The organism is Priestia sp. 3CA3, assembly GCF_056836725.1.
Map to the genome: position 1 here is coordinate 84,139 of NZ_JBXENJ010000004.1, position 21,261 is coordinate 105,399.

20 protein-coding genes are annotated in these 21,261 nt (G+C 38.8%); 17 read left to right on the forward strand and 3 right to left on the reverse strand.

The window, feature by feature from the left end:
• Positions 1-57 precede the first annotated feature (57 nt).
• The 5 genes from AC1VNJ_RS12250 to AC1VNJ_RS12270 all read left to right on the forward strand — a co-directional run bounded on the left by AC1VNJ_RS12250 (position 58) and on the right by AC1VNJ_RS12270 (position 5,122).
• Positions 58-390, forward strand: coding sequence for an IDEAL domain-containing protein (locus tag AC1VNJ_RS12250; RefSeq protein ID WP_205689613.1), 333 nt, complete (start codon positions 58-60; stop codon positions 388-390).
• 118 nt (positions 391-508) lie between these two features.
• Entirely contained in the window at positions 509-1,081 is a 573-nt protein-coding gene (locus AC1VNJ_RS12255; RefSeq protein ID WP_013057347.1) for a DJ-1/PfpI family protein, read from the forward strand.
• 71 nt (positions 1,082-1,152) lie between these two features.
• Positions 1,153-2,265, forward strand: a complete 1,113-nt coding sequence (locus tag AC1VNJ_RS12260; protein WP_482640843.1) for a CdaR family transcriptional regulator — start codon at positions 1,153-1,155, stop codon at positions 2,263-2,265.
• A 128-nt stretch (positions 2,266-2,393) separates the two neighbouring features.
• Complete coding sequence (gene glcD / locus AC1VNJ_RS12265) at positions 2,394-3,806, forward strand: glycolate oxidase subunit GlcD (protein WP_482640844.1); 1,413 nt, start codon at positions 2,394-2,396, stop codon at positions 3,804-3,806.
• Positions 3,803-5,122 carry a (Fe-S)-binding protein gene (locus AC1VNJ_RS12270; RefSeq protein ID WP_328141837.1) on the forward strand — a complete coding sequence of 440 codons (1,320 nt, stop codon included), beginning with the start codon at positions 3,803-3,805 and terminating at the stop codon, positions 5,120-5,122. Before glcD ends, AC1VNJ_RS12270 begins: the two co-directional genes overlap by 4 nt.
• Before the next feature lie 27 nt (positions 5,123-5,149).
• Here AC1VNJ_RS12270 and AC1VNJ_RS12275 read toward each other — a convergent pair whose 3' ends face one another.
• Entirely contained in the window at positions 5,150-6,154 is a 1,005-nt protein-coding gene (locus tag AC1VNJ_RS12275; protein ID WP_028413099.1) for an LLM class flavin-dependent oxidoreductase, read from the reverse strand.
• Positions 6,155-6,387: 233 nt separating this feature from the next.
• Between AC1VNJ_RS12275 and AC1VNJ_RS12280 the strand changes: the two genes are divergently transcribed.
• The 4 genes from AC1VNJ_RS12280 (at position 6,388) to AC1VNJ_RS12295 (ending at position 9,560) form a co-directional block, all read left to right on the forward strand.
• Positions 6,388-7,023 carry a DUF1796 family putative cysteine peptidase gene (locus tag AC1VNJ_RS12280; protein WP_033579187.1) on the forward strand — a complete coding sequence of 212 codons (636 nt, stop codon included), beginning with the start codon at positions 6,388-6,390 and terminating at the stop codon, positions 7,021-7,023.
• A gap of 88 nt (positions 7,024-7,111) precedes the next feature.
• On the forward strand, positions 7,112-7,393 hold the full coding sequence (locus AC1VNJ_RS12285) for a hypothetical protein (RefSeq protein WP_033579186.1): 282 nt from the start codon (positions 7,112-7,114) through the stop codon (positions 7,391-7,393).
• 99 nt (positions 7,394-7,492) lie between these two features.
• On the forward strand, positions 7,493-7,897 hold the full coding sequence (locus AC1VNJ_RS12290) for a YkvA family protein (protein WP_482640845.1): 405 nt from the start codon (positions 7,493-7,495) through the stop codon (positions 7,895-7,897).
• Between the two features lie 706 nt (positions 7,898-8,603).
• Positions 8,604-9,560, forward strand: a complete 957-nt coding sequence (locus AC1VNJ_RS12295; protein ID WP_025751675.1) for an AEC family transporter — start codon at positions 8,604-8,606, stop codon at positions 9,558-9,560.
• A 68-nt stretch (positions 9,561-9,628) separates the two neighbouring features.
• On the opposite strand, the gene AC1VNJ_RS12300 is transcribed toward AC1VNJ_RS12295, so the two are convergent.
• Positions 9,629-10,498: a LysR family transcriptional regulator gene (locus tag AC1VNJ_RS12300; protein ID WP_028413101.1), complete on the reverse strand. Its 870-nt coding sequence runs from the start codon at positions 10,496-10,498 to the stop codon at positions 9,629-9,631.
• A gap of 113 nt (positions 10,499-10,611) precedes the next feature.
• On the opposite strand from AC1VNJ_RS12300, the gene AC1VNJ_RS12305 reads away from it, so the two are divergent.
• Genes AC1VNJ_RS12305 through AC1VNJ_RS12320 form a run of 4 tightly spaced genes read left to right on the forward strand, consistent with a single transcriptional unit; the run spans position 10,612 to position 13,350 of the window.
• Positions 10,612-11,193, forward strand: coding sequence for a non-oxidative hydroxyarylic acid decarboxylases subunit B (locus AC1VNJ_RS12305; protein ID WP_028413102.1), 582 nt, complete (start codon positions 10,612-10,614; stop codon positions 11,191-11,193).
• 2 nt (positions 11,194-11,195) lie between these two features.
• Positions 11,196-12,617, forward strand: a complete 1,422-nt coding sequence (locus AC1VNJ_RS12310) for a non-oxidative hydroxyarylic acid decarboxylases subunit C (RefSeq protein WP_028413103.1) — start codon at positions 11,196-11,198, stop codon at positions 12,615-12,617.
• Positions 12,618-12,633: 16 nt separating this feature from the next.
• Positions 12,634-12,858 carry a non-oxidative hydroxyarylic acid decarboxylases subunit D gene (locus AC1VNJ_RS12315; RefSeq protein ID WP_028413104.1) on the forward strand — a complete coding sequence of 75 codons (225 nt, stop codon included), beginning with the start codon at positions 12,634-12,636 and terminating at the stop codon, positions 12,856-12,858.
• 21 nt (positions 12,859-12,879) lie between these two features.
• Complete coding sequence (locus AC1VNJ_RS12320) at positions 12,880-13,350, forward strand: hypothetical protein (RefSeq protein ID WP_482640846.1); 471 nt, start codon at positions 12,880-12,882, stop codon at positions 13,348-13,350.
• Positions 13,351-13,367: 17 nt separating this feature from the next.
• Here AC1VNJ_RS12320 and AC1VNJ_RS12325 read toward each other — a convergent pair whose 3' ends face one another.
• Positions 13,368-15,446, reverse strand: coding sequence for a helix-turn-helix domain-containing protein (locus tag AC1VNJ_RS12325; RefSeq protein WP_482640847.1), 2,079 nt, complete (start codon positions 15,444-15,446; stop codon positions 13,368-13,370).
• 170 nt (positions 15,447-15,616) lie between these two features.
• Between AC1VNJ_RS12325 and AC1VNJ_RS12330 the strand changes: the two genes are divergently transcribed.
• The 4 genes from AC1VNJ_RS12330 to AC1VNJ_RS12345 all read left to right on the forward strand — a co-directional run bounded on the left by AC1VNJ_RS12330 (position 15,617) and on the right by AC1VNJ_RS12345 (position 21,226).
• Entirely contained in the window at positions 15,617-16,840 is a 1,224-nt protein-coding gene (locus tag AC1VNJ_RS12330) for an MFS transporter (RefSeq protein WP_430052502.1), read from the forward strand.
• 23 nt (positions 16,841-16,863) lie between these two features.
• Positions 16,864-18,315, forward strand: a complete 1,452-nt coding sequence (locus AC1VNJ_RS12335) for a M20 family metallopeptidase (protein WP_482640848.1) — start codon at positions 16,864-16,866, stop codon at positions 18,313-18,315.
• 238 nt (positions 18,316-18,553) lie between these two features.
• The gene (locus AC1VNJ_RS12340; protein ID WP_482640849.1) at positions 18,554-20,257 is read left to right on the forward strand and encodes an NAD-dependent malic enzyme; all 1,704 of its coding nucleotides are present in this window, start codon (positions 18,554-18,556) and stop codon (positions 20,255-20,257) included.
• A gap of 12 nt (positions 20,258-20,269) precedes the next feature.
• Positions 20,270-21,226, forward strand: a complete 957-nt coding sequence (locus AC1VNJ_RS12345) for an AEC family transporter (protein ID WP_028413110.1) — start codon at positions 20,270-20,272, stop codon at positions 21,224-21,226.
• The last annotated feature ends 35 nt before the right edge of the window (positions 21,227-21,261 follow it).

Below are 21,261 nucleotides of genomic sequence, written 5' to 3' on the forward strand. Positions count from 1 at the left end.
TTCTAGAATACTATATGCCGTTACATTAATTCTTAGCATGTTTATGAAGAAAGGAGAATGACTGTGAAGCTATTTGAAGGAAATTTAAAAGTAGGCGACTGGGTCAAAGGAAAGTCTCGCGACGGTGAACTTATATACGGATATATAAAAACGATTAATCCATCTAAAAAAGCCGCACTAATCAATGTAGTGAAAAGTGATGATGAAAAAATGGTCGGCACAACCATTGGCATGATGGATGAAAAAATAGAGAAGCTGCCCCTTCAAAAAACGGCGCACGAAGAGCAGATTCTTTCATTGATTGATCTTGCGCTGCTAACAAAAGACGAAGCTTGGTTTATTGAATTAACAGCTGAATTAAAAAGAGTACAAGATAAAAAGCAAGGCTGACATTCCTAGTAAAGGAATGAAGGCCCTGCTTTTTTATTATTCCTAGGGGAAAAGCAGGAATGGAAAGCAGCTTGCGAGAAGAAGTAAATGACGACATTAAAAGAAAAGGTGATAAAAGATGAGTAAACGTGTCTTGATTTTAACAGGAGATGCCGTGGAGGCTTTAGAAGTTTTTTATCCGTATTATCGCTGTTTAGAAGAAGATATTCAGTGTACCATTGCCTCTCCCGTGAAAAAGAAGCTCCAAACGGTTGTTCATGATTTTCTTCCAGAAATGGAAACATTCACAGAAAAAACGGGATATAAAATTGATTCTCATGCTTCTGTAGATGAAGTGGATCCCGCTGATTTTGACGGACTTATTATTCCTGGAGGACGAGCGCCTGAATATATTCGAATGAACACAAAAGTTCAGGAAATTGCTGCTCATTTTTTAAAAGAAAACAAACCTTTAGGCGTTATTTGTCATGGTCAGCTCGTGTTAACGACGGTTAGAGAGTATCTCCAAGACAGAGAAGTGACAGCGTATCCTGCTTGCCGTCCGGAAGTAGAAGCGGCGGGTGCTGTATTTGTTGAACAGACGCTCCACGTAGACAGAAACTTAGTAACTGGACAAGCTTGGCCGGATTTACCTAAATTTATGAAAGAGTTTTTTAACGTGCTAAAAAAAGCTGAAAAAGTGAACGCATAATAAAAAAAGCGGGCTGAGAGAAAACCATTCTTTCAGCTCTTTTAATTGATGATAGGTGAGGTGTAAACAACGTGCAGCTAGTTTCTGAACTGTCGAAGAAAATTATAAAAGAAGTACAGCTGGTGATGAAAGAACATGTAATTGTAACGGATACACGCGGAATTATTATTGCGTCTACAGAAGAAAAGCGGGTTGGTTTTTTTCATGAAGGCGCGTGGAACGTGATGCAAAAAAAGCAAAAACTATATATTTCCAAAAAAGAAGCAGCAGATTTAAAAGGAGTTAAGCCAGGAATTAATTTGCCTATCAGTTATCAAGGAGACATTATTGGCGTTATTGGCATTACAGGTACCCCAGAAGCTGTTGAGCCTTTTGCAGATATTATTCGAAGATTAACAGAGTTAATTATTCGCGAAGCATACTACATAGAAACAAAGGAATGGGAAAATAAAGGAGTAGAAGCTTTTTTTCGTGAATGGATTTATAGCCAGCAGGTAGATGCAGAATTTATTGAACGAGGTCATATTTTAGGAGTACAAGTAGACAGTCCTTATTGCTGCACGCTGTTTCAAATTGACTCATCTCTTTCGAAAAAGAAGAAGCAGCAGGTACAAGAAACAATTCGCTACTGGTTTGAAAGTCATGAAGGTGAAGGAGATTATATCGCAAATTGGGGATACGATCGCTTGCTTTTACTGAAAGAAGCTGTAGATGAAAAGGCAAGACAAGGATTTAAAGAAGAATTAAAAAAATGTCAGCAGCACATTCAAGCAAACAACCAAGTTATCATCACTATTGGCGTAGGGAAGCCAGCGGAGCAATTTGATTTGCATGCTTCATATGAAGAAGCAAAAAAAGCGCTTAAAGTAGCTTCAAAACGTCAAACCGTTGTTTTTTATGAGGAACTGCTGATGGATATGATTTTAGAAGACGTTTCTGAACCTGTAAAAAAGGAATTCTTAAGTCGAGTGCTTTCCGCTCTTTTAAAAGAAAAAGAGCTTCTCGAAACGTTGAAATGCTATTTATCCAATGATCAATCATTAAAAAAAACGGCAGTTGATTTACATATTCATATCAATACGCTTCATTACCGCTTGAAGCAAATGAAAGAACTAACAGACATTGATCCTAAAAGTGTAAAGGGTCTCACGCTTTTTTACCTTGCGCTGTCTCTACTAGAATAAGTGCGCTATTCATTAGATAAACATACAAAAAATGAGTTTTTAAAGCGCTTTTTTTTAGTTTTTTATCTATAGTCCCTCGTGACTTCTGCAACTATAATAAGATTAAGAGATATATAAGGAGGAACGTTATGCTTAATGAACGAACAAAAGCAAAGCTCATTGAAGTTGTAGGATCGGCCAACTTTCAAGATAGCAGTGAAGCAAGACTCGTATATTCTTATGACGCAACCCCTAACTTTCAGTCGCTTCCTGATGCAGTTATTATGCCTGAAAACAAAGATCAAGTGAAAAGAATTTTAACGATATGCAACGAAGATCACGTTCCTATTGTGCCAAGAGGCTCAGGCACAAATCTAAGCGCAGGAACGTGTCCAACGCAAGGCGGAATGGTTCTTACCTTTAACCGAATGAATAAAATTTTGGAAATTGATGAAGAAAATTTAACCGCTACCGTGCAGCCGGGTGTTATTACGTTAGACTTAATTAATGCCGTAGAGGCAAAAGGTTTATTTTATCCTCCTGATCCAAGCTCTATGAAAATATCAACCATTGGAGGAAACATCAATGAATGCTCAGGAGGATTACGAGGCTTAAAATACGGCGTAACAAAAGATTACGTTCTTGGTCTTGAAGTAATTCTTGCAAACGGCGATTGTATTAAGACAGGAGGCAAGCTGGCTAAAGATGTAGCTGGCTACGATTTAACGAACTTGTTTGTCGGGTCTGAGGGAACGCTTGGCGTCGTGACAGAAGCCATTTTAAAGCTCATTCCAATACCTGAAACAAAACAAACGCTGCTTGCGCTGTTTGAAGACATGGACGCAGCTGCTAAGACGGTTTCAGCAATTATCGCCAATAAGATTATTCCGGCTACGCTTGAATTTTTAGATCAGCCGACGTGTGAAGTAGTAGAAGATTTTGCCCAAGTTGGGCTTCCAACTGATGTAAACGCTGTCTTATTGATTGAACAAGATGGCCCGCCAGAAGTGGTGAAGCGCGATATTGAAATGATTTCACGCATCTGCAGTGAAGGAAAGGCTGTATCGGTGAAAGTAGCGGCTTCGCAAGCAGAAGCAGAAGCGTTAAGTACAGCAAGAAGATCAGCTCTTTCTGCTTTAGCACGAATGAAGCCAACGACGATTTTAGAAGACGCAACCGTCCCGCGGTCTAAAATTAGTGAAATGGTCAAAGCGATTAATGAAATTGCTGTAAAATACAACGTTAAAATCTGTACGTTTGGTCATGCGGGAGACGGAAATCTGCATCCGACTTGTTTAACAGATGCGCGTGACGAAGAGGAGCTTCACCGAGTCGAACAAGCTTTTGAAGCAATTTTTCATAAAGCCATTGAGCTTGGAGGAACGATTACAGGTGAACACGGAGTCGGAGAAATGAAAGCACCGTATTTAGCATTGAAGATGGGCGGAGAAGGAGTAGCTGCGATGAAAGCAATTAAGTATGCTTTGGACCCGCAAGGAATTATGAATCCAGGGAAAATTTTTGCTAAAGACACGAGAAAAAGAGTGGTGGTTCGTTCATGACGGCAACAAAAGACATTCAGCAAGCGTTTAAAGAACGGTTAGATTATGACGAGTTAATGAATTGTATGAGATGCGGTTTTTGTTTGCCAAGCTGTCCGACGTATGACCAAACCAATCAATATGAAGCAGCGTCACCGCGCGGAAGAATTGCTTTGATGAAAGGAGTTGTAGATGGGCTTATTGAACCGGATGAATCCGTTGAAAAACAATTGAACCTTTGCCTTGGCTGCCGAGCGTGTGAGCCTGTTTGTCCTTCGGGTGTGAAGTACGGACACTTATTAGAAGAAGCGCGTGATATTATTCAGCAGAAAAAACGACATAAATGGCCGGTAAAAGCGCTCAGGCATATGGTGTTTGAACAGCTTTTTCCGCATAAAGAACGATTAAAAAATGTACATTCTCTCCTTGCTTTCTATCAAAGAAGCGGCTTGCAAAAAGCTGTTCAAAAAACAAATATATTAAACGTCCTGCCCGGTAATTTAGCACAAATGGAAAAAACGCTTCCGCCTGTGCCAACAAAAAAAGAAATGAAGAAACGTCCTTTTTTATTTGAAGCAGAAGGAACAAGAGAGCGTACGGTTGCTTTTTTTACAGGGTGTTTAATGGACACGATGTTTATGGAAACAAACAACGCGACGATTGCACTTTTACAAAAAGCGGGGTGTAAGGTCGTTATACCAGAAGTGCAGACGTGCTGTGGCGCCCTGCATGCGCACGGCGGAGAAAAAGATCAGGCAAAAAGGTTAGCAAAACAAAATATTATGGCGTTTGAATCCATTCAAGCGGATGATATTGTTCTTAATGCAGGCGGCTGCGGTGCGCTGTTAGTGGAATACGATCATCTATTAAAAGATGAGCCGGAATGGAAAGAAAGAGCAGCGGTCTTTTCTGCAAAAGTCAAAGATTTCTCAGAGATTTTATTGCAGCAGCAGTTTGTAGAAAGACAAAAGTTATCGCTCCCAAGTCAAATTATTACGTATCAAGATTCGTGTCATTTAAGAAACGTGATGAAAACGTCCAGCGCACCGAGAAAACTGATCCAAGCGATTAACGGAACGGTGTTTAATGAAATGGAAAATGCGGCTCATTGCTGCGGATCAGCTGGTATTTATAACTTAACGGAACAAGAAATGTCTATGCAAATTTTAGATTATAAAATGGAAAAAGTGAAAGAAGCCCATGCCCATACAATTGTAACAGCAAACCCGGGCTGTCTCATTCAAATGAAGCTAGGCGTAGTCAGAGAAGGAGTAGAAGAAAGTGTAAGGGCCGTTCATCTTGCAGATTTACTTCTTGAAGCAGTAGAAAGCAAATAAAAAGGCCGGACGTGTCCGGCCTTTTTATTATTTGAACAGCTGAGAAACAATTTCGTACGAACGAAGGCGAGCTTTGTGATCGTAAATTTGAGCGTTAATCATCAGTTCATCTGCTTCTGTTTCTTCAATAAACTGTTCAAGCTTGACTTTAATCGTCTCAGGACTTCCGACAATAGAAGAGCCCAGCTGCTGTTGAAGAGAAGCTTTTTCAAAGTCAGTCCATAGTTCATCCATATTATCCACGGGAGCTTTTAGTTTACCCGGTGTGTTTCGAATTAAATTTAGAAACTGCTGTTGCATAGAAGTAGCCAAGCGTTCAGCTTCTCTATCTGTATCAGCAGCGATTACGTTTACACCTAACATTGCATATGGTTTCTCTAACACGTCGGACGGCTTAAAATAACGACGGTACATGTTAAGAGCTGTCATTGTATTATTAGGCGAAAAGTGACTTGCAAATGAAAATGGCAAGCCTAGCTGTGCAGAAAGCTGTGCGCTAAAACCGCTTGAGCCAAGGAGCCAAATCGGAATATTTAAACCTTGACCGGGAACAGCTTTAACACGCATCTGACTTTCTGAAGCAGGTTTAAAGTATTCTTGCAGTTCGGCCAGCTGTTCTGGGAAGTCACTGCCGTCGCTTCTGCGGTCGCGTCGCAGCGCCTGCGCTGTCAGCTGATCTGTCCCTGGCGCTCTTCCTAAGCCTAAATCAATACGTCCTGGAAATAGTGATTCAAGCGTACCAAAATGCTCAGCAATAACAAGCGGAGAATGGTTAGGAAGCATAATGCCGCCAGAGCCTACGCGAATGCGTGACGTGCCTCCAGCGACATGACCAATTACAACAGATGTAGCGGAGCTTGCGATACCTGTCATATTATGATGTTCAGCTAGCCAATAGCGGTTATACCCCCATTTTTCAGCGTGCTGAGCTAAATCTAATGTATTTCTAAGTGAGTCAGATACAGTTCCTCCTTCAACTACAGGAGAAAGATCTAACACGGAAATCGGAATATCTTTTAATGCTTTACTCATCAATTTCATCTTCTTTCTTTAAAGACTTCATAGGCCTTGTTATTTCAATGGAATACAAGTATTTTAACAAGAATCTTTCGAGTTCCAAAATATTTTGCTTCGGTTGTTTTTTTTAATTCCTTACTCTTTTATTACACAAGCTCCTAAAACGCAAAAAGCTTGTACGGTATAAGGCAGAAGCCGCCTCTTTCTATAAAAGACTGTCATATTTTATAGAAGAAGGGAGGATGAATATGGTTACTTTAAATGAACTAAAAAGCAAGCAGTACGATATGATATACAGTTTAGGCTATAACTGTTTTCCAGGGATATATATGAAAAAATATTCTTTGCGAAAACAAGCCGGGGTGATTGATTGGTGTATTAGCATTTCTCTTTCTCATGTCAATCAGCTGTTGAAAAATCGCTGTAAAGACTTATTTGTATATGAACACTTAACCTATATCAGTTCTTTCGGAGATGGTTCCACGCTTAGACTGCGTGATAAGGTGTATCAAATTGATTCTGCTCATGATTTTCCGTCGTCTATTAATACGGAGACTAACTGGCTTTCATATAATGAAGTCAAAGAAAAATATGAACGGAGAACGGAGCGATTTTTAACGTCAATGGAGACCAGTTCTTGTATATTGTTTATTCGTATGGGTGGAACGTATGAAGAAGCGAAAGAATTAGAGCATGTTTTAAAGGGAATGGTCAAAAACGATTTCTATATACTGCTGCTGACAAACAGTGAAAAAGAACTTTTGTCCGAAGCTAACTGGGACTTGCCTTATACATGTGTTTTACATGCACCTATTTTTTCAATGGACGTGCTGCGCGATGATAAAGTATGGGAAGAGCTCTTAAGCGGGCTTGTTATAAAATAAAAGAAACTCTTTTTGTGTAATACGGGAATGAAAAAGCTCGTTTTTTTCATAGACTTTGTTATATCTGTGTATCAAAGGAGATGAAAAGATGGAGTCCAATGTGCGGAAGGCGATAAAAGAAATTGTGTTGCTGCTGCTAGAACAAGATCAGCGCTGGAATGAGTATCTAGTACAGCTGGAGGATTTGAAAATACAAGTGGATTTGAATAGTTCCGCATATGAAGTTCTGAGAAAGATGACGGGTAATTACGAAGTGCTGCTTGAACATATGGATCTCATTCAGCAGTTTGAAAATCATTCTAAAAGTGAAACGGCGCTGAATGACTTAGTTACTATCGTTATGAAGCATTACTCATTAAAAAATTCATAAGCCTGCTTTGTGCAGGTTTATGGAGTTTAAGCTCTCAATGGAATTCAGTAGAGATTATCGTTTATAATAAGTACATATGGTGATGAGAGGGTGATCGATATGGAAGAGAAACAAGAAATTGTACCCGTTCGTACAGAGGAAAAAGCCAAATATTATTCGGAAGAAAAATTTTGGGACAAGCTTAAAAAGTTTGGTAAAAAAGCGGGAGCAAACGTTGTTTATGCCGTACTGCTTTTATACTACACGTTGCAAAAACCTGATATTCCTCCAAAAGCAAAAGCAGTCATTATAGGAGCGTTAGGTTATTTTATTCTTCCTTTAGATTTAATTCCGGACTTTGCAGCAGGAGTTGGATTTACAGATGATTTAGGAGCTCTGGGGCTCGCATTGATTCAAGTTGCCATGTACATTGATGAAGGTGTTAAACTGAAAGCAAAAGAAAAAATTAAAACGTGGTTTTCAGAAGAACACAATTTTTCCATTATTGATGCTAAAATAAAGTAACATTATGATCTACATGTAATTATTAAATAAAGTAAGCAAAAGAAGGTGATAGATGAGTCATCTTCTTTTTAATCGATAATATATAGGTCTTTTTAGCTATATTAATCCGTTTTATGTAAAAAAACCAGGATTAAAATATTTTTTTCACTAAAAGTTTAAGCAATGTAATTGAATAATTCCCCTACAAATGTTAAGTTAAAACATGTTCATAAATTCGTCACAGAAAGCAATATACAAATAAGTCAGATTGTTTGTAAAAACTTTGTGAAATTATGGAAATTTTTAACTGAGAGTTTCAAACTCTTAGAGATTCTTCCTCATCAATCAGAAGTAGCTTTCTTTCGTCACAAGATTAAGCATCTTTCATTTGAAGGTGTTTTTTTTCAGCCTAAGTAAGCCAACAACATGATTGTATGACAAGTTTTTATTAAGGTTGTAGAGTTACTGTATTGTATGACAAGTTTTGTGTGATTTGATTTAACTAAATGAACAGCTTCGAAGTAAATAAATGATTGTAGAAAAACAAAGTCCATGCGTTTTCATGAACCATTATACGTTACTTCATATTTGTAGAGATGTTTAGCAAAAAGGGAGATGAATGGCCTGACGTAAACAATATCCATAGACAAGCCTTAGAAGATAATTATCTTTCTAAGAAAGCAAATTTATATGATTGATTCTAATCTAAACAATGGAGTGTTCAAAAATGGAAATTAGTCAAATCTTTATTATTTTAACCCCAATCTTTTTCGTTATTTTGCTAGGTTATTTAGCAGGGTATTTTAAAAAGTTTGATGCAACAACATCTAAAGGGTTAAATACGCTTGTAACAAAATTTGCGTTACCTGCACATTTATTCGTTGGTATTACAACAACATCAAAACAAACGCTTATTGAAAAATGGCCGTTTTTATTAGCATTAGTTCTTGGTATTATTGGATTTTATGTTCTTTTCTTACTCGTTGCAAAATATGTATTCAAATACTCACTAACAGGCGCGTCTATGTTCTCTTTAAACTCTACGCAGCCAACGTTTGCGTTTATGGGTATTCCCGTTTTAGGTAGCTTGTTTGGCGCGGATGTAGTAGCAATTCCAATCGCTATTACGGGTATCGTAGTAAATGCGATGCTTGATCCTTTAGCAACTATTATTGGTACGGTTGGACAGCGCGAAAGAAGTGAAGGGGATTCTGAAGAAAGCTTATTTAAAGTAACGATTAAATCAATCTTACACGGTCTTTCTGAACCGTTAGCGTGTGTTCCGTTAATCGCAGTAGTATTAGTACTATGTGGGTTCCAATCTCCAGATTTATTGTCAAGCAGTTTAAATCAAATTGGCTCAATTACGTCAGGTGCAGCGCTATTCGCAGTTGGGGTAACAATTGGTATTCGTAAAATTCAATTTAGCCCATCAGCATTTGGTATTGCGATTTTAAAAGTGGCTATTCAGCCGCTTGTAATGTTAGGAATTGCAACAGCAATGGGTCTATCATCAGCTGACATCGTAAAATTAGTGTTATTAGTAGCGTTCCCAGGTTCAGCTGTAGCAGCGATGATTTCAGTGCGCTTTGATAGCCTAGCTGGTGAAACAGCTTCAGCATTCGTACTTAGTGCCATTATGTCACTTGTTACATTACCGCTATTAATTTCTTGGTTAATGTAGTCACATATATCAATATAAAATAAAAAAGGCTTTGCTATTTTAGCAAAGCCTTTTTTGTGCATCTATACTTAAAAAAGCTTTAAAAATTCTTGAGCGATTTTGGGGAGATAACTATCGGTACGCCACGTAACTAAAGGCTCAATTACAAATGGATTATCTTCTATGCTTAAAATTTTAATATGTTCTAGTGAAAAAGAAGATAGCATCGAATAAGGAACAATAGCAGCACCAAGGCCACGACATACTAAATTAAGAAGCATCGCTGAGTCATGGCATTCGCATAAAATGTTAGGTGTTATATCCATCTTTTTAAATTCCTTTATAATGCGATTGTATATGCTTATTTCCCGATTTGAACGAAGAAGAATAAGAGGGAGAGAAGCGATTTCAGCGACTGAAATCTTTTCTGTTGCATAACTACTTTCTTTGGGAACTGCTACAACAAAGACATCTGGTGCAAGTGTTTTTGTTTTTACCTGTTGACAAGGTAAGTCTGTAGTGGTGACTGCTACATCAATCTTTCCATCCTTCAACAACTCGTTTAAATGAGCTGGTTCGTTTTCATAGATATTAAAAGTACTGTTTGGATACTGTTTTTGAATAAGAGCTAGCTTATCGAGAACCGTTGATGCACAGTAGATTGTACATCCGACTTCAAGCTTTTCATTTGTTACGTTTTTACATTCCTGTACTTCCAATACTGATTTTTCGACCCTTTGCACAATTTCTTTCGCTCGTTTTAAAAAAAGCTCTCCTTCTGCCGTTAACAATAAGCGCTTGTTATTGTTTCGTTCAAAAAGCAAAAGGCCCAGCTCATTTTCGAGCTGCTTTAGCTGTCTGCTTAAAGGAGGCTGAGCCATGTGCAGACGCTTGGCTGCTTTAGTTACATTTAATTCTTCAGCTATGACAATAAAATAATGCAGCTGTCTTAATTCCACTATATTCAACTCCATACTTTAAAGGTATTATTATATACTTTATCAATATTTTAATTGTATGGAAAATAAGTGTAAAGTTAAATGTGTAACCAAAGCAGAGAGGAGGAAAAGAAATGAAAATAGCTGTAGGAATAACAGGAGCCACAGGAGCTATTCTAGGTATTCGAATTTTAGAGCTTTTGAAGAAGGCTTCTGTTGAAACGCATTTAGTCATGTCGTCTTGGGCTCATGCCACAATTAAGCTGGAAACACCGTATAGCGTTAGGCAAGTAGAAGCGCTAGCAGATTATTGTTATTCATATCAAGACCAAGCAGCAAAAATTTCGAGCGGTTCATTTCGTATAGACGGAATGATTGTAAGTCCTTGCAGCATGAAAACATTAGCATCTATTCGAATGGGACTAGCAGATAACTTAATAGCAAGAACGGCAGATGTGATGTTAAAAGAAAGAAAGCCACTGGTGCTACTTCCTCGCGAAACGCCTTTGAATACGATTCATTTAGAAAACATGCTGGATCTCTCAAAAATGGGAGCTATCCTCGTGCCTCCTATGCCAGCTTTTTATAACAAACCTGAGACAATTGATGATATTGTCACGCATATTGCTGTTCGAACGTTAGATCAATTAGGAATTGAGCTTCCTGAGGCAAAAAGATGGAATGGAATTAAACATTTATCACAAGGAGGAAAATAAACATGGCTTATAAAGACTTTAGAGATTTCCTTGATACGCTACATAAAGAAGGGCAGCTGCTGACGATTACAGATGAAGTGCAGCCAGATCCGGATTTAGGTTCAGCAGGTCAAGCCATCAGTAATTTAGGAGATCAAACGCCGGGATTATTATTTACAAATATTTATGGATATAACAACGCAAAGGTAGCTCTAAACGTAATGGGTTCCTGGTCAAATCACGCGTTAATGATGGGACTGCCTAAATCAACTCCTGTAAAAGAACAGTTCTTTGAATTTGCTCGGAGATATGAAAAATTTCCTGTTAAAGTGAAAAGAGAAGAAACAGCGCCATTTCATGAGTGTGAAATTAAAGATGATATTAACTTATTCGACCTTTTGCCATTGTTCCGCTTGAATCAAGGAGACGGAGGCTATTATCTAGATAAAGCGTGCGTTATTTCTCGTGATCAGCATGATAAGGCGCATTTCGGCAAACAAAACGTAGGTATATATCGTATGCAGGTCAAAGGGAAAGACCGTCTAGGCATTCAGCCCGTGCCACAGCATGATATTGCCATTCACTTGAAACAAGCCGAAGAAAAAGGTGAAAACCTCCCTGTATCAATTGCTTTAGGATGTGAACCCGCGATTGTCACAGCAGCTGCTACGCCGCTTCATTACGATCAATCAGAGTATGAAATGGCAGGAGCTATTCAAGGTGAGCCGTACAGAATTGTGAAGTCTCAGCTTTCTGATTTAGATGTACCTTGGGGAGCAGAAGTGATTTTAGAGGGAGAAATCTTAGCTGGTGAACGTGAGTATGAGGGTCCTTTTGGTGAATTTACAGGTCATTACTCCGGTGGCAGAAGCATGCCTGTTATCAAAATCAATCGCGTATACCATCGCAAAGATCCTATTTTTGAAAGTCTATATATCGGTATGCCTTGGACAGAAACAGATTATTTAATTGGAATCAATACAAGCGTTCCTTTATATCAGCAGCTAAAAGAAGCATATCCTGAAGAGATTGAAGCGGTGAACGCGATGTATACTCATGGTCTTGTTGCTATCATTTCAACGAAAAGCCGATACGGAGGATTTGCTAAGGCGGTTGGTATGAGGGCATTGACTACGCCGCATGGATTAGGATATTGCAAGCTAGTTATTTTAGTAGACGAAGATGTGGATCCGTTTAATTTACCGCAAGTCATGTGGGCGCTATCGACAAAAATGCACCCAAAACATGATGTTATAACAGTGCCTAATCTCTCAGTTCTGCCACTTGATCCAGGATCTGATCCGGCTGGTATTACAGATAAAATGATTTTGGATGCTACAACACCGGTTGCACCAGAAACAAGAGGCCACTACTCGCAGCCTTTAGATACACCACTTGAAACTGAAAAATGGGAAAAAATCTTAACGAATATGATGCAAAAATAAACAAGGAGGAATCGACATGCATACTTGTCCAAGATGTGAAGCCAAACAAGCGAACTTAGTATCTAAATCACCAGTTGAAGGAGCCTGGGAGATTTACTTATGCAACGTGTGTTTGTTTACCTGGCGTTCTTCTGAACCCGAGACGATCACCAATCCTGAAAAATACCCTCGACCATTTAAAATCAATCCAAAAGACGTACCGCTGGCAACGCACGTGCCTCCTGTGCCACCCCGGTCTTAATCAGCAAAGGTGGCAAGTAAAATGAATAAAGCAGAGCTGCCAAAAGCCGTGCGCGTATTTTTAAATGGAAAAGACTTAGAAAGAAAACAGCGTGATGCGATGTTGCTATCTACAGTGACATCCGAGGGTTTTCCTCATGTAGCAATGATTAGCACAGGAGAGCTGGTAGCTATTAGCTCTTCACGCGTCAAGCTGTTAGTATGGAAGGGTACAACTTCTGCAAAAAACATGATACAGAATCATAAGGCAACCGTTACATTAGTTGTTGAAGGGAAAGCTTATTACATTAAATTTTGGCTGAAAAAAGAAGCTCCTGTGTTATCAGGCTATGAGTTATTTACAGGAGAAGTAGCCGCTGTTAAAGAAGATTACGCAAAATATGCCGTTCTAACATCAGGAATTCAATTTCAGCTTCATGATTCCAAACAGGTACTAAGCCGCTGGAAGCAATCAATTGCAGCTGTTCTTTCTACTGAAAAAACCGATTCTTAAAAATAAGAATCGGTTTTTTAGCTGTAGTGAAATTTTTTCAAATAGCACGCTAGCTGCACTTTTAATAGATGTTCACTATTTGTAAATGATATGTTCATTTTATCTTCGATTTTCTTCAACCGCTGATAGAGTGTATTAACGTGAATATGAAGCTGCTTAGCTGTAAGTGAAGCAGAACGGTTGTTATCAAAATACGCTTCTAGCGTTTGCTCTAAAGGTTCATCATTCAAATGATTGTTTTTAAGAGGGACAAATACTTCATCAATAAAGGTTTTGACTTCTTCTTTCGATTGATTAATAAATAACCGGTTAATTCCTATTTCCTCATACAACATGCATCCATCTTGCTGCTGAGACAGAAGGTAAGAGACAGCTTTTTCAGCTTCACTATAACTTTTTTCTATTTGGGTAAAGTGAGAATAACGACTTCCAATCCCTATTTTTACATGACATTCATTGTAGTAACGCCATTTTGAGAGTGAATCTTCTAATTGTTTGATAATAGCATGGTGGTCTTCATAAGAATCAAGCGTGAATACAATGGTTACTTTCGTGTCGAATCCGTATACGACCGGCGCTTTTGAACTGAAAACCGATTTGATGTCAGATACAAGGCGATGAAGATGTAAGTTTAAGAGCTGCAGGTCCGCCTGTGAACGAATGGTAATAAGAGCGACTAGAATATGCTTTTTTGTATCAATGTTTAGCTCATTTGCTTTTTGATACAGTAAAGTGGTGTCATAACATGATAAGTATTCACTAAATAGTTCATGCGTTCGCTTGTAAAATAAATCGACTAACGTTTGTTTTTTCAGCATTTCTAGTGCAATAACAGAGCTGCTTTGTTCGAGTGCCACTTGATCTAGAGAGGAAAGATCTTCTTGATTTGTCTGCAGAATAACTAACCCTAAGAGCGTATCAATGCCGTGTATCGGTTGAATGTAGACGCTGTGCTTCTGGTTGTGTGACTCAATAGTATAAAAGCAAGCTTTTGTATGTAAAACAAAATGCGTGTGAAATTCAGCTGTTTTTGTGTCTACATCAAGAAATTTTAAAAAGCCATAGGTCTTATTATCAACAAAATCTACAATGGTGACGGGAGATGTAACCATTCGGCGTAATTCGGTAAGTATCGGTTCAATTCCTTTACTTTGAAGTGAAACGTTCATGAATGTGCGATGAATTTGATCGCGACGTATTAAAAGTTCATTTTGTTTTTTTACATCTTCAAAAAGCGCTGAGTTTAAGAGAGCAATCGAAACTTGATCGGAAAAGCTTTCTAACAATTCTTTATCCTCTTCATTTAAAAGAGGAGTTGTACCGTTTTGATAAATAATGAGTACGCATACCGTTTGTTCTTCCATGCAAATTGGGACAGAAATAATAGATTGAATGTGTGTAAATGTATAGGACTGATTAAGATAGTGAATATTATCGTCAGTCATAGTAGAAGAATCGCGTACTATATCCTCTAAGTTCGTATACATATAGCTTTTATTATGCTGAAATGTCTTTCCGATAATTCCTTCGCCAACTTTCATTTTCATGTTTTGAATTTCATTGTTTGGCCCCCCGGACCAGGCGCGAGGCAAAAGAAATTCAGTGGAAGAATCAAACATCCACAGCACGCCCATATCTGCAACAGAAATAACTGAAAGAGCATTTTCTAGAATTCTTGTTAATAGATAGTCAGAGTCTTGTAAAAGCGAGATTTCCTTAATGCTTTTCATAAGTACGTTCAAAATGTGCTCATGCCGCTCTAGCTTTTTTTGCAGCACATAAGGAGAAAAGTTAGCGGATAGCTTCTTTATTTGTTGTGGTGTCCAGTCATGCTTAGCAAATATGCGAACAACAAACGCATACCGGTTTGGAAAGGATAAGTAAATTTCTTCGAACTCTTCATATGCGATATGCTTTTGAAAGGAATCACTGCCGTTATGTAGGCTAGTGGGAGGAGTGTAAGTCAGGGCTAAGCATGAAGAACTGGAAAAAATCATGTTAAAATTTGCAGAATCAATACTTGTCCAAATTTGATAAGAACTGTTTTTAATAATAGATGTAAGATAACCTTTCATATTAGCTAATAAATCACTCATATTAACAACCCCTTATAGACTACTCAATGTAAAAAAATACATAGTTATAGTTCTTATTATATAGAAATGCACATTGAAAAAATAGTCAGAATCTTTTAATATTTATTTAACGAATCGATTTGTTACAAAACATTACATTAAATGGAATAAAAAAGGAGATGAGTGCGTTTATGCTAGCAAGGTCGAACTGGAAATACATCATTTTATTTTTATTATTTTTAGGCTGGTCGCTTGGAAACTTAGATCGTTTTATTATTAATTACGCTATTTTAGATATCTCGAAAGATCTACACCTTAATGCTTCTTCTACAGGCATCATCTTAAGCAGTTTTTTTGCAGGATACGCACTGATGCAAATACCTGGTGGGTGGCTAGCAGACCGCTTTGGGTTTAAAAAAGTCATTACAATTGCCGTGCTTTTATGGTCTTTGTTTACGGTTTTTACCGGAATGGCCTGGTCTTTTGCTTCTATTATTATCATTCGCTTTTTATTTGGATTAGGGGAAGGGAGCTATTTTCCATCTGCGTCAAAAGGAATCGCAGGGTGGTTTCCTCAGCAAGAACGCAGTAGAGCCATGTCTTTTTTGTTATCGTCAGGTACGATTATGGGCGTGGTGACACCGATTCTGGCGACGCAGCTGATGCAAACAATAAGCTGGAGAAGTATCTTTTATATCATAGGAGCCATCGGGCTTGTTATTACAGTTCTGTTTGTTTTTTTACTAAAAGAAAAGCAGCAGGGGGGAAAAAGAGAGGCTTCTGCTATTCCTGCTAAGCAGATGACATTAAAAGAAATTATCAAAACCCCGATGATTTGGAATTTATTTATTGCCTATTTCAGTATTTACGCTATTAACTGGGGGCTCATGTCGTGGATGCCTACATATTTAGCCGAAGTAAGACATTTGAATTTAACAGACATCGGTTTTCTTTCCGCTATCCCAGCATTTGTAGGCATTATAGGAATGTTTGTTAGCGGCTTTATTTTAGACAAGCTTCCAGAAGGAAAAGACAAGACGATAGCAGCGGTTTTTGGTTTACTGATGGGCGTTTTTCTTTGCTTAATGGCTATTTCACCTAGCGTAGGCATGTTTATCGTTTTTCAAAGCGCAGTAACTTTACTGTTTTCATTTAATGTGATTTTAATCGCTTCAGCTCCTTTAAAAATGTTGCCTGAATCAGTGGTCGGTTCAGCCAATGGGTTCATAAATACAGGGGCTCAAGCAGCCGGCGTATTAACACCAATGCTTATTGGTTTTTTAGTACAGTCGTTTGGCGGGTCGTATAATGCAGCGTTTGCTTTATTAATTATCTGCGCTCTTGTCTGTGCTATTGCGTTATTTTCGATTCGACCTGAAAAAGTGGTAGTGGACGCACAAAATGCTGTTAAATAATGAGGGAAAAAGGAGAGTGTCTCATGGATATTGTCAAAAAAGTCGAACAACTTATTGAACAAAAGCGACACGAGCTAACTCAAATCAGTGATCAAATATGGGAATATGCAGAAACGAGGTTTGAAGAGTATAAGTCGGCACAGCTAATTTGCGACATGTTAGAAAAAGAAGAGTTTACGCTTCGTACACATATTGCTAACCTTGAAACAGGTTTTATTGGAAGTTACGGGCACGGTTATCCGATCATCGCTATTCTTGGTGAATATGATGCGCTTACCGGGCTGAGTCAAAAAGATAAGTGTGCAGTAGCAGATCCAGTCAAAAAAAATGGAAATGGCCATGGGTGTGGACATAACCTACTTGGCGTAGGCTCACTAGCAGCTGCGCTTGCAGTCAAAGAATACTTAAAAGAAAAAAATGTTCCGGGAACCGTTCGATACTATGGATGTCCAGCTGAAGAAAGTGGCTACGGAAAGACGTATATGGTACGAGAAGGATTTTTCCAAGATGTAGACATCGCGTTTTCGTGGCATCCGGCTACCGTTAATGGTGTCATGCATACGTCATCGAATGCGGTTATGCAAGCAACTTTTAAATTTAAAGGAAGAAGCAGTCATGCAGCTGCTAGTCCTCACCTTGGCAGAAGCGCTTTAGACGCTGTAGAGTTGATGAATATTGGTGTGAATTATATGCGTGAACATATGATAGATGAAGCGCGCGTACACTATGCCATTACAAACAGCGGAGGCATTTCTCCTAATGTTGTTCAAGCAGAAGCGGAAGTCATGTACTTAATTCGTGCTCCGAAGCCATCTCAAGTAAAAGAACTTTATGAACGGGTTGTGAAAATTGCAAAGGGAGCGGCTTTAATGACTGAAACACAAATGGAACAGGAAATTCAAGGAGCCTGCGCTAATCTAATTCCAAATCAAACAATGGAGCAGCTGATGCATAAGCAAATGATACAGATAAATTTGGCTGAAGTGAAACAAGAAGACATGGCTTTCGCCAAAGCTATTTACGAGTCTACATCCGCTGAAGACAAAGAAGCAGCAAAAAAACAAGTGGGTTCACTGCTAGACAGAGCTTTAGCAAATCATCCAGTCTTCAATCAAATTGCTCCTATGTCTAAAAATGTTTCCTTCATGACAGGATCAACTGATGTTGCAGACGTTAGCTGGAATGTTCCCACTGCACAGTGCGTGACCGCAACGTGGGCTTATGCTACGCCGTTTCATACATGGCAAGCTGTTGCTCAAGGGAAAACGGAGTATGCCCATGATGCGATGTTATTGGCTGGAAAATCCATTGCGGCTACGGCGATTGAAATGATAGAAAATCAAGAGCTGATTAGTCAAGCTAAACAAGAGCTGGAGGATAGACTAGAAGGGGAAAGCTATGAATGTCTTGTGCCTTCACATATACAGCCACCTAATTACTCAGAAAGTGAGGAGGAAGACTACAGCGTGGTATAAAAAACGAAGCGGGAAAAACGTATTTTGGCGTAAGGAAGATCCGGACGATGAATCGTTCGGATTTTTTTATTGTTAGGTTGAAAACAGGTTTCATTTATCCCGTTTTTTCGTCTTTAGATTGTATTGATGTAGTTATGCCTCAATCTCTTTTTTTGTTTTCATTAAAAATAAATGGTTAAAAATATATCTCTTTGCTGAACCTAACCCTATCTAATTGTTCACGAAAAGAGGTAAAAACATGAGAGCATATAAAGTAGAAAAAGATGGGTCAATTTCAACTTCACTAAAAGGAAAATCAGTTTTATCCACTTCTTATTTAAATAAAGGCTCTGCTTTTACTGAAGAAGAAAGAGAAGAGCTTCATCTGCAGGGACTTCTTCCTCCAACGGTCTTAACGTTAAAAGAGCAGGCAAAAAGAGCATATGAGCAGTTCAAAAAAGCACCAAATGATCTTCAAAAAAATAATTCGTTAAATGATCTGCATAACCGGAACGTTGTGTTGTTTTATCGTTTATTAACCGATCATTTAAGTGAAATGCTTCCCATTATTTACACGCCTACTGTAGGTCAATCTATTCAAGAATACAGCCATGAATATCATCGTCCTGACGGCTTATATTTATCCGTAAATGAAGCGGACAGATTAAGTGAGGCGATTGAAAACTTAGGGCTCGACAGCGAAGATATTGATTTGCTTGTAGTCACGGATTCAGAAAGTATTTTAGGAATTGGGGACTGGGGAGTAGGAGGGATCAATATCGCAGTTGGAAAGTTAGCGGTCTACACAGCTGCAGCAGGAATTGACCCAAGCCGCGTACTGCCTGTTGTTCTTGACATGGGGACCAATAATAAAAAGCTTCTTGAAGATCCTTTGTATTTAGGAAATCGTCATGAACGAGTAAAAGGAGAAGACTATAATCGTTTTATCGCTCAATTTGTAAAAGAAATAACGGCCAAGTTTCCTAAAGCGCTTCTTCATTGGGAGGATCTTGGTAATATTAACGCGCGTCACATTATGAAAGAATACGGCGATAAAATTTTAACATTTAATGATGATATTCAAGGAACGGGAGTAATTACTCTTGCAGCCGTTTTAACAGCCGTCCGTATTACAGGTACGCCTTTAAAAGATCAGCGGGTTGTTGTATTTGGACCGGGATCTGCTGGAATTGGGAATGCTGATCGTATTCATAGTGCGATGATGCTTGAAGGGTTATCTGAAGAAGAAGCATATGATCGTTTTTGGGCATATGATTACAGAGGTCTGTTAACGGAAGATATGGAAGATTTAGCTCCTTTTCAACAGCCATATGTTCGCCAAAATGAAGAGATTAAAGAATGGGAAAAGGGCGATGAAAATAAAATTTCACTGTTGGAGCTTGTCAAGCAAGTGAAGCCAACGATTTTAATTGGAACATCAGGCGTCACGGATGCTTTTACCGAAGAAATTATTAAAGAAATGGCAAAGCATGTAGAGCGCCCGGTGATTATGCCGCTTTCAAACCCAACTAAACTTGCTGAAGCTGTTCCAGAAAATATTATAAAATGGACGGAAGGAAAAGCCCTTATTGCAACGGGAAGTCCATTTGAACCCGTTGAATATAACGGGCACACTTACGAAATCGGACAGGCTAATAATGCATTTGTGTTTCCAGGTCTTGGTTTAGGTGCAATTGTGGTTCGCGCTCAAAAGTTTACTGAATCTATGTTTGCAGAAGCAGCCAATGCAGTAGCGCGTATAGCAGAAACAGATACAAAAGGAGATACGCTTCTTCCAAATATTAAAGATCTTCAAAAAGTATCAAAGGCGGTTGCTGTGGCAGTTGCCGATGCTGCTGTAAAAGATACCGTAGCAACTGTTACCGAAAAAAATGTAGCTGAACTTGTAGAAGAAGCGGTATGGCAGCCTGTTTATAAACCTGTTAAGCCAAGAAATGAATGAGGTGAATGATAAATGAGCATAGGTCAAATTTTTCTCATTCTCGCGCCTATCTTTTTTGTCATTTTGCTTGGTTATTTAGCAGGGCATTTTAAAAAATTTGACAAGCAAACGTCTAAGGGGCTTAACACATTAGTAACGAAGTTTGCGCTTCCTGCACACTTATTTGTAGGTGTGACGACAACACCAAGAAAAACACTCATAGATGAATGGCCGTTTTTAGTTGCGCTGATTTTAGGCATCGTCGGGTTTTATCTCATTATATTGCTCATCGTGAAGTATGCAGGGAAGCATACGCTAACTTCTTCTTCTATGTTTGCTCTAAACTCAGCTCAGCCAACGTTTGCTTTTATGGGCATTCCGGTACTTGGAGGCTTGTTTGGTGCAGGTGCAGTAGCGATTCCAATTGCCATCACAGGAATCGTGGTGAACGCGATTTTAGATCCGTTGGCAACGATTTTGGGAACCGTTGGCCAAAGGGGACGAAAAGAAGGGGAAGAGAAAACAAGTTTATTCAAAGTAACGGTTCATTCTATTTTGCATGGTCTATCTGAGCCTTTGGCATGCGTCCCGTTAATTGGAGTGATTTTAACGCTTTGCGGCTTTCAGTCACCTAAACTGTTACAGGATATGCTTGATCAAATTGGAAGTATCACATCCGGAGCAGCTTTGTTTGCGGTAGGAGTAACGATTGGAATTGGAAAAATTAACTTCAGTAAAGGCGCGCTCGGGATCGCTGTCTTAAAAGTAGCGGTTCAACCGATCGTTATGCTTGGAATTGCAGTATGGATAGGGTTGTCTTCAGATGAAGTGACAAAAGCTATTTTACTGGTAGCTTTTCCTGGATCTGCTGTAGCTGCGATGATTGCTTTGCGGTTTGAAAGCATGGAAAACGAAACGGCCTCTGCTTTTGTTATTAGTGCTATTTTATCGCTGGTTACGCTGCCGCTTCTTATTTCTTGGCTTATGTAAATAAAAAAAAACGAAAGAGGAATTTCCCTCTTTCG

Excerpts from the sequence above, each read along its gene's own strand:
- AC1VNJ_RS12290 (WP_482640845.1), top strand. The coding sequence starts at position 7,493 with ATGGAAGAGAAACAAGAAATTGTACCCGTTCGTACAGAGGAAAAAGCC.
- AC1VNJ_RS12270 (WP_328141837.1), top strand. The coding sequence starts at position 3,803 with ATGACGGCAACAAAAGACATTCAGCAAGCGTTTAAAGAACGGTTAGAT.
- AC1VNJ_RS12285 (WP_033579186.1), top strand. The coding sequence starts at position 7,112 with ATGGAGTCCAATGTGCGGAAGGCGATAAAAGAAATTGTGTTGCTGCTG.
- AC1VNJ_RS12295 (WP_025751675.1), top strand. The coding sequence starts at position 8,604 with ATGGAAATTAGTCAAATCTTTATTATTTTAACCCCAATCTTTTTCGTT.
- AC1VNJ_RS12275 (WP_028413099.1), bottom strand. The coding sequence starts at position 6,154 with ATGAGTAAAGCATTAAAAGATATTCCGATTTCCGTGTTAGATCTTTCT.
- AC1VNJ_RS12335 (WP_482640848.1), top strand. The coding sequence starts at position 16,864 with ATGGATATTGTCAAAAAAGTCGAACAACTTATTGAACAAAAGCGACAC.
- AC1VNJ_RS12330 (WP_430052502.1), top strand. The coding sequence starts at position 15,617 with ATGCTAGCAAGGTCGAACTGGAAATACATCATTTTATTTTTATTATTT.
- AC1VNJ_RS12280 (WP_033579187.1), top strand. The coding sequence starts at position 6,388 with ATGGTTACTTTAAATGAACTAAAAAGCAAGCAGTACGATATGATATAC.
- AC1VNJ_RS12320 (WP_482640846.1), top strand. The coding sequence starts at position 12,880 with ATGAATAAAGCAGAGCTGCCAAAAGCCGTGCGCGTATTTTTAAATGGA.
- AC1VNJ_RS12250 (WP_205689613.1), top strand. The coding sequence starts at position 58 with ATGACTGTGAAGCTATTTGAAGGAAATTTAAAAGTAGGCGACTGGGTC.
- glcD (WP_482640844.1), top strand. The coding sequence starts at position 2,394 with ATGCTTAATGAACGAACAAAAGCAAAGCTCATTGAAGTTGTAGGATCG.
- AC1VNJ_RS12310 (WP_028413103.1), top strand. The coding sequence starts at position 11,196 with ATGGCTTATAAAGACTTTAGAGATTTCCTTGATACGCTACATAAAGAA.
- AC1VNJ_RS12340 (WP_482640849.1), top strand. The coding sequence starts at position 18,554 with ATGAGAGCATATAAAGTAGAAAAAGATGGGTCAATTTCAACTTCACTA.
- AC1VNJ_RS12315 (WP_028413104.1), top strand. The coding sequence starts at position 12,634 with ATGCATACTTGTCCAAGATGTGAAGCCAAACAAGCGAACTTAGTATCT.
- AC1VNJ_RS12345 (WP_028413110.1), top strand. The coding sequence starts at position 20,270 with ATGAGCATAGGTCAAATTTTTCTCATTCTCGCGCCTATCTTTTTTGTC.
- AC1VNJ_RS12255 (WP_013057347.1), top strand. The coding sequence starts at position 509 with ATGAGTAAACGTGTCTTGATTTTAACAGGAGATGCCGTGGAGGCTTTA.
- AC1VNJ_RS12305 (WP_028413102.1), top strand. The coding sequence starts at position 10,612 with ATGAAAATAGCTGTAGGAATAACAGGAGCCACAGGAGCTATTCTAGGT.
- AC1VNJ_RS12325 (WP_482640847.1), bottom strand. The coding sequence starts at position 15,446 with ATGAGTGATTTATTAGCTAATATGAAAGGTTATCTTACATCTATTATT.